The organism is Acidovorax sp. KPB24-03 (assembly GCF_057546605.1).
The window spans coordinates 1-5802 of the sequence record NZ_BAAJYR010000220.1; the positions used below are offsets into that span (position 1 = coordinate 1).

Sequence of the window (5802 nt, forward strand, 5' to 3'; positions counted from 1 at the left end):
GCTCGGCCGCTGGGCCCAGGTCGATGCGGCCGGGTACAGCTCGGCCAGCGTGCCGAAGGCCTCGGCCACCACCAGCGGCGCATGGTTGGGCAGCATGATGCCGCCCGAGCCGACGCGGATGCGCTGCGTGGCGCCGGCGATGTGGCCGACCAGCACGGCGGTGGCCGAGCTGGCGATGCCGGGCATGTTGTGGTGTTCGGCCAGCCAGTAGCGCGAAAAGCCCAGCGATTCGGCATGCTGGGCGGTGCGCACGGCGATCTGCAGGGCCTCGGCCACCGTGCCGCCTTCGCGAACGGCCACCAGATCGAGCATGGAGAGAGCGGGGAATCGTTGCGTGGGGCGTTGCGTAGAGGTCATGCAAACGATTGTGGGGCGCCGGCCAAACCTGTGCTCGCCCGCGGCCATCGGTTCGGTGCTAGGCGCGCCATGCGGGGCGCCGCGAATGCCAAGTTTGGCGATGGCTGAGCCAGCGTCGATAATCCCAGGCTATGACGGCGCCGCCGTCCCTGTCCCCTGCATCGCCGCAGTCCGCGGCGTGGCCGAGCGGGGCACGCACCAAGACCAGGAAGCCATGGGATTTTTCAGCCGTTTGTTCACGCCGCGGGCGGATGGCAAGGCCGTGGAAGACGACTGGACCTCGCTGCCCGACAGCAACGCCAGCGAACTGGTGGTGATGGGCGAGGAGGCCGCCAAGCTGCTGGCCGAGATCGACATCGACGCCGCCATTGCCAGCCACGAGCGCTGGCTGCCTTGGCTGGAGCAGGTGCTGCAGGGCGCGCGCGACGAGCGGCTGCGGCCCGAGGTGATCCAGGACGACGGCTGCTCGGAACTGGGCCAGTGGCTGCAGGGGGACGGGCGCATCGCGCTGGGCCACTTTCCGGCCTTCGACATGATGGCGCGGCGCCACCGCCATTTCCACCAGCAGGCGGCGGACCTGGTGCGGCACGCCGAGGCGGGCGACATGGCACTGGCGCAGCAGGCGTTCAAGGGTTGCCAGCACGCGTCCAAGCAGGTGGTGCTGCTGCTCAAGGAGCTCAAGCGCGGGCTGGGGCGCTGAAGCGGAGCGGCCCGGCGACAGGCACGGCCACCTTCAGACTCCGACCTGCCCTGGTCGCCGATGGCGATTGGGGCCGAATAGGCCGCCAGCGCAATCAGTACTAGGGCATCGTGCTATTAAAATAATAGCGATCGATGCTTCGCGCCGTGGCGCTTTCTGGCGTGCCTGCCCGCTCAGTCCCGCGTAACGCGCAGCACTTCCTCGGGGCTGGTGATGCCGGCGCGCACCAGGCGCTCGCCGTCGTCGCGCATCAGCGTCATGCCGCCGGCCAGGGCCGTGGCGCGCAGGTCGGCCTCGGAAGACTGGTTGTGGATCTGCGCGCGCAGCGTGTCGTCCACCACCAGCATCTCGAACACGCCCGTGCGGCCGCGGTAGCCGCTGGGGTCGGACGGATCGAGCTTGCGCACCAGGCGCTGGGCCAGCACGCCGAGCAGCGAGCTGGACAGCAGGAAGGGCTCCACGCCCATGTCGGTCAGCCGCGTGACGGCGCTGGCGGCGTCGTTGGTGTGCAGCGTGGCCAGCACCAAGTGGCCGGTGAGGGAGGCCTGGATGGCGATCTGCGCGGTCTCGAAATCGCGGATTTCGCCGATCATGATCACGTCCGGGTCCTGGCGCAGGATGGCGCGCAGGGCCTTGGCGAAGGTGAGGTCGATCTTGGCGTTCACCTGCGTCTGGCCCACGCCCGGCAGCTCGTATTCGATGGGGTCTTCCACCGTCATGATGTTGCTGCTGGCCGCGTCCAGGCGGCCGAGCGCGGCATACAGCGTGGTGGTCTTGCCCGAGCCCGTGGGCCCGGTCACCAGGATGATGCCGTGCGGCTGGTGGATCAGGCTGTCGAAGCGGCGCAGGGTGTTGCCCTGCATGCCCACGGCCTCCAGGCTCAGCTTGCTCTCGCTCTTGTCCAGGAGGCGCAGCACGGCGCGTTCGCCATGGGCGCTGGGCAGGGTGGACACGCGCACGTCGATGGCGCGGGTGCCCAGGCGCAGGCTGATGCGGCCGTCCTGCGGCAGGCGCTTTTCCGAGATGTCCAGGTCGGCCATGATCTTCAGGCGCGAGATCAGCGCGGCGTGCAGTGCGCGGTTGGGCTGCACCACCTCGCGCAGGGTGCCGTCCACGCGAAAGCGCACGCTGGAGTGGCGCTCGTAGGGCTCGATGTGGATGTCGCTCGCGCCGTCGCGCGCGGCCTGCGTGAGCAGCGCGTTCAGCATGCGGATGATGGGCGCATCGCCGGCCGATTCCAGCAGGTCTTCGACCGCCGGCAGCTCCTGCATCATGCGCGAGAGGTCGGCATCGGATTCGACCTCGCTCACCACCGTTGCCGCGCTCGACTCGCCCTGCGAATAGGCCGCGCTGATGCGCTGCGCCAGCCCGTGGGCGTCCAGCGGCATGAGCTCGCGCACGGCGTACTTGCGCAGCACCTCCGACAGGGCGCCGGCATCGGGCGCGGGGCCGTGCCACAGCACGGTGGTCTGGCCGTCGTCCTCGAGCAGCAGCTGGGCGGTGCGCGCGAAGGCGTAGGGAAGCGGGTGGCGCATTTTTGTTAGTTAATTTAATAGGAAGTTCATTTTAGGAAATTAACTCTTATTATGAACTTCCTTTTTAATTAACCTCTCTTCTCTATCAAATATCGATATGCACCGGCCCCGGCGCAAGGTGCTGATGCTCCAGGATTATTTGGAATGTACTTTATGGGCCACCAATTTTGTAAATTGGTGAGGCCGCACACAGTGATTTGACTTCCAATAGGATATTTGTTTGCATCTACCCAAGTAAAAATATAATTTGATTGACAGCGAGGTGTAGTAGATGCTTTGTACGTGATCGATGTCAGTGCCCATCCTGCTGGTGGTTGGCCAGCCCCACAAAAAACGACATAATCCACCGAGTCTTGAGCGTATGCAGATGACCCAAGAGTGACTACCAATGCTGCAAATATATTGCGTATCTTCATTTTACCTCCTGTTGTTGAATATTAAATGGTTGATTTTGATTTTCTCTTGGTGAGCCTCCTTTGATGTTTATTTGGCTATCGGAATTGTTTGCGGGTACCATTGGTTGAAGTGGGGCGAGTATCGGCGCCGCTGAAACTCCTTGCATAACTGCACTTGGTTTCGGTTGCATTTGCTGTTGCAGTGTGCGTAGGGCTTCATATCGATCCGTCACCAAATTGGCGTTAGTGACGGAGTCTCTTATGATGACGGGTCTTAGAAAGACCATTAAGTTTGTTTTCTGCCGAGTACGGCTCTCATTTCTGAAAAGTCCGCCTACAAAAGGTAGATCTCCCGCCAGAGGAACTTTATCTTGCTTCAGTGAATAACTGTCTTCCAGAAGTCCGCCTAAGACGATGATATTATTATCATCTACCAAAACCGTAGATTCTATAGACCGCTTGCTTGTGCTTGGGCCGTTTGAATTCCCGACCGATTCTGGAGAGATTTTGGAGATTTCTTGGTAAAGCGTAAGCTTTACGGTTCCATTCTCGTTAATTTGAGGTCGCACACGCAGGACTAAACCCACGTCCTTGCGCTCGACGGTTGTGAAAGGGTTGACGGTGCTGCTGCCGGTGCTGTTGGCGTAGGAGCCGGTCACGAATGGCACGTTGTTGCCGATGATGATCTGGGCCTCCTCGTTGTCCAGCGTCATCAGGTTCGGGGTGGAGAGCACGTTGGCATCGCCCGTGTTCTCCAGGAAGTTGGCCAGCGCGCCCAGGTAGTAATTGCCGTTGATGCGGGGCGCAATGGCCACGTTCAGGCCGTTGCCCAGGCTATTTCCACTGGAGGTGAGCGCCGAGGCGATGCTGGTCGAGTTGCCGCTGGCCGCCGCCAGCGCGAGGTTGATGATGTTGGGGCTTCCGCCCTGCGTGGAGTTGGTGCCGATCACGCCCACCGTGCCGCTGCCCGTGTTGCCCACCAAGCCTTGCCATTGGATGCCGAACTCGGCCACCTTGTTGGCGGCGACTTCGACGATCAGGCTTTCCACCAGCACCTGGGCACGCCGGCCGTCGAGCTGGTCGATCACCGCGCGCAGCTGCCGGTACTGCGGCTCGGGCGCCGAGATGATGAGCGAGTTGGTCGTCGGGTCGGCCTGGATCTGCCCGCCGGTGGAAGGCTGGTTGCTGTTGGACGAGTTGCCCACGCTGCTGGCGTTGCTGCCCAGCCCGCCGCCGCTGCTGCTGCTCCCACCGAACGTGGAGTTGTTGTTCATGGAGCTGCTGCCCCCGGTCTGCGACATGCCGCCCGTCAGCCCGGTCGAGCCCAGGCCCGAGCCGGTGGGCGCGCTGGAGGTGGTGCCCGAGCCCGAAGACCCGCTGCCCGTGGCCGCCGACAGCGCCGCGCGCAGCGTGGCCGCAAGCTTGGTGGCGTCAGCGTTCTTGAGGTACACCACATGGATGTTGCCGCCCGCGGCGCTGCTGCCGGGCGTGGCGGGCTGGTCGAGCTTTTGCACCAGCGACCGCACGAGCGCCAAGCGCGCCGGGTTGGCCGCGCGCAGGATGAGCGAGTTGCTGCGCGGCTCGGCCAGCAGCGTGGTGCGGAACGACGTGTCCGACTGCCCCTGGGCCACGGCCGGAACGGCCCCGGCGGCCGTGCCGCTGCCCTCCAGCAGGCGCGACACCAGCGGCGCCAGTTCGGTGGCCAGCGCGTTCTGCAGCGGGATCACTTCCACGTCGCTGGCGTTGGAGACATCCATGGCCGCCACGATGCGCGCCAGGCGCTGCAGGTTGTCGGCGTAGTCGGTGATCACCAGCGAGTTGTTGCCGGGGTTCACGTTGATCGTGTTGTTGGGGCTGATGAGCGGGCGCAGCACCGGCACCAGGTTGGCCGCGTTCTCGAAGTTGAGCTTGAAGATCTGCGTGACGATCTGCCCGCCGCCGCGCGTGCCGCCGAGGCCGCTTTCCGACACGTTCACGCTGCCGGCCTGCAGCTTGGCATCCGCCTCGGGCACGACCTTGTACAGGCCCGCGGCCTCCACCACCGTGAAGCCCTGCAGCCGCAGCGCGGCCAGGAACTGCTGGAAGGCGGCCGCGGGTGTCACCGCGCGTTCGGTCACCAGGGTGAGCTGGCCCTTCACGCGCGGGTCCACCACCACGTTGCGGCCGGTGATGGTGGCCATGGTGCGTGCCACGGCCTCGATCTCGGCGTTGGCGAAGTTCAGCGTGACCGGCTCGCCGGCGCGCACGCTGCTGGTGCCGGTGCCCACGGCCGTCTGGGCCTGGAGCGTGCCGCCCGCGCAGGCCAGCAGGGCCCCTGCGGCCAAAGCGTGGAGTGCGAACCGCAGGCGTTGCGAAGTCAAGGAAGTCATAGGGTCAACCCACGGTGATGATGGAGCGCGCGCCGGTGCGCCGCCCGATGATATTGAGGAGATTGGCCAGCGCACCCTCGCGCTCGGGCGCCGCGGTGGCCTCGCCGGTGAAGCGCAGGCGCTGGCCCACCCACTGGCCGCTGCCGGACAGGCGCAGCGCGCCGTCGAGTGTGGACAGCGCCAGGGTGGGCGCTTGCCCGCCCTGCAGCACCAGCCGGTAGCTTCCCATGGGGCGCAGCGTGGACAGGCGCGAGGACATGTCCAGCGCATCGACCTGCGCCTGCCCGTCCACCACGAGGCGGCCGGCGGACCAGTCGAACGAAAGGCTCTGCGTGCCCAGGGCCAGCTGGCCCTGCGGCTGCAGCGTATTCCAGGGCGTGCCCAGGCCGGCCAGCACGGCGGCCGGCCACTGGCTGCGGCCGTCGGCCACGGTCACGCGGGCACCG

Annotated in this window: 4 protein-coding genes and 1 pseudogene; 1 reads left to right on the top strand and 4 read right to left on the bottom strand. The window is 65.4% G+C overall.

What is annotated here, in order from left to right; all coding sequences use genetic code 11:
- Window positions 1–357 (bottom strand): annotated as a pseudogene (locus AC27KI_RS17595) (MsnO8 family LLM class oxidoreductase); the annotation flags it as partial.
- Window positions 358–571: 214 nt separating this feature from the next.
- Between AC27KI_RS17595 and AC27KI_RS17600 the strand changes: the two are divergent.
- Window positions 572–1057: a CZB domain-containing protein gene (locus tag AC27KI_RS17600; protein ID WP_284429847.1), complete on the top strand. Its 486-nt coding sequence runs from the start codon at window positions 572–574 to the stop codon at window positions 1055–1057.
- 173 nt (window positions 1058–1230) lie between these two features.
- Here the strand turns inward: AC27KI_RS17600 and AC27KI_RS17605 are convergent, their stop codons facing one another.
- The 3 genes from AC27KI_RS17605 to gspN form a co-directional block, all read right to left on the bottom strand.
- Window positions 1231–2592: a GspE/PulE family protein gene (locus AC27KI_RS17605; RefSeq protein ID WP_272567432.1), complete on the bottom strand. Its 1362-nt coding sequence runs from the start codon at window positions 2590–2592 to the stop codon at window positions 1231–1233.
- A 412-nt stretch (window positions 2593–3004) separates the two neighbouring features.
- Window positions 3005–5356: a type II secretion system secretin GspD gene (gene gspD, locus AC27KI_RS17610; RefSeq protein ID WP_487114993.1), complete on the bottom strand. Its 2352-nt coding sequence runs from the start codon at window positions 5354–5356 to the stop codon at window positions 3005–3007.
- 4 nt (window positions 5357–5360) lie between these two features.
- The coding region (gspN, locus tag AC27KI_RS17615; protein ID WP_487114995.1) for a type II secretion system protein N at window positions 5361–5802 on the bottom strand (442 nt) is incomplete at its 5' end.

Bases quoted from the DNA above. Each gene is read 5' to 3' on its own strand.
- AC27KI_RS17600 (WP_284429847.1), top strand. From the start codon at position 572: ATGGGATTTTTCAGCCGTTTGTTCACGCCGCGGGCGGATGGCAAGGCC.
- AC27KI_RS17605 (WP_272567432.1), bottom strand. From the start codon at position 2,592: ATGCGCCACCCGCTTCCCTACGCCTTCGCGCGCACCGCCCAGCTGCTG.
- gspD (WP_487114993.1), bottom strand. From the start codon at position 5,356: ATGACTTCCTTGACTTCGCAACGCCTGCGGTTCGCACTCCACGCTTTG.